This is a genomic window from Azospirillum sp. B4 (genome assembly GCF_000333275.1).
In the GTDB taxonomy this organism is placed as follows: Bacteria; Pseudomonadota; Alphaproteobacteria; order Azospirillales; family Azospirillaceae; genus Nitrospirillum.
Genome location: NZ_BACU01000734.1, coordinates 1 through 1726 on the forward strand (window position 1 = coordinate 1; position 1726 = coordinate 1726).

Sequence of the window (1726 nt, forward strand, 5' to 3'; positions counted from 1 at the left end):
CGGGTTGGACATCCGGCCCGGGTCCCATCGAAACCCCTATCCATGCAACATAACGGGAGCCGGGGACATCAACACCACCACGGTGACCATGGGAGCCACGCAGCTGGACGGGACCGACGCGGCCCTGCTGAAGTCGCTGCGCAACGGGCTATACCCGTCCTGGGCCAATAGCGGCAACCTCACCGTCGCTGGACAAATGACCGCGAACGGGAACGTGCAAGCTTACGGCAATCTCGGCGTGACCGGTCAGAGCTACCTGAACGGCAATGTCCAGATGAACAACAACGCGTCGGTGGCGGGACAGGTCACAACGACGGACGTGATCTTGAGCTCAACGGGCGCCAAAGCGAGCGATGCCGTCTACTACGTGAGCGTGGTATCCCCACGAGGAACAGTGGCCAAGCCGAGCTGCAGGGCGGGCGAGACGGCGCAGATTTTCGCGCAGCCCATCCAGCTGTCGGACACGGGCTCGGGTTATCCCATCCTGGGGTTTCAGGCTCCCGTGCAGGATTTCGGCAGCTACTGGATGGTCCGCCTCATCGCGTGGACGCAAAACGCCAGCGGCACCGGCAGCCAGGCCGTCGAGTTGGTGGCGCCCTATGGAGCCTTGTCGGTTATCGTGAAATGCACGGGATGACATCAGGAAGCTGGCATGGCGCAGCCAAGCTCGTTCGCGATGCCACAATCCCCCCCCTCTTGGTCGCAAGCACCCATCAATTTTCTGTCGTCACGGCCACAAACAAAGCACGAATATCTGCCAATCGTTTATTAGTCACTCCTGATTGGCAATATTCGTGGTTTTGACGCCTCATAAATCTGCGTATAAATAGATGTCCATCGCTTAAACGACGATGGTGCATCATGTTAAAGACTGCCGCCGCGCTGGCGTTACTGGCGAGTGTCGTGAGCCCGCTGGGTCGCCTTTTGACAGAAATAGGCCCCTTGGTGCCGAGCCTACAGGCACCGGCGCAATCTCTTGGCAAACTCCCCGCCGTAGACGCGGCCGTCGTGGGTCAGATGCCGAAGGCTCACCGATGAGCGCCCTGGTGCTGCCGTTCCGACGTCCACCGAGGGCTCAAGGGGCGAAGCCTGCGGGGGTGCTGGCGCCCTACCAGGTGAGCGTGCGGGTCGATGGTCGACCCTGGCTTGACGGACATCCCGTATTCGAGGAGAGAAGCGCCTGGGTCAAACAGGTCGTCGCCGTGCCGTACCGCCATACATCGGGAAGGATGCGGCGCGTGGAGGCCGGCATCTATCTGCTCATGAGAGTGGCGCGCCGGACGGGGGATCGGCCGTTTCCGTGACATTGCCGGATACCACACGGCGATATTGCGCCCCGATCTGCAAAGGATCATCCAGGCGGGACCGACGAAAAAGAGAGAAGCCCACAATCGCCCCCCTAATAAAGCAGGCCCGGCGCCCTTCCGTCCCGATAACAGGCGGGCACAGTCGGTTCCGATGCCAGACGTTCGGGATGAAGGCCCCGTCGCCTTGCCCCACCCCGCGCCTTCGTGATTGCCCGACCCCTTATCCTCCCCACCCGATACTTGGGAATCACGTACCAGCCCCAGCCCGATCTAGACACCGATACTGGACGCTTGAGCACGCTTGCAGGCGGATATTACGCCGGTCAGTCACGCCCCCATGGAGGGCAAATGCCGCGAAGCGGTTTGAATCTATATGAAGAATATCTCATTGTTTAGTGTCGGCAATGTTTGGCATATCG

Annotated in this window: 1 protein-coding gene; it reads left to right on the forward strand. The window is 60.8% G+C overall.

Annotation, left to right across the window (positions count from 1 at the left end):
• A partial coding sequence (locus I55_RS32420; protein ID WP_044564860.1) for a hypothetical protein occupies window positions 1–637 on the forward strand: 637 nt, incomplete at its 5' end.
• Window positions 638–1726 lie beyond the last annotated feature (1089 nt).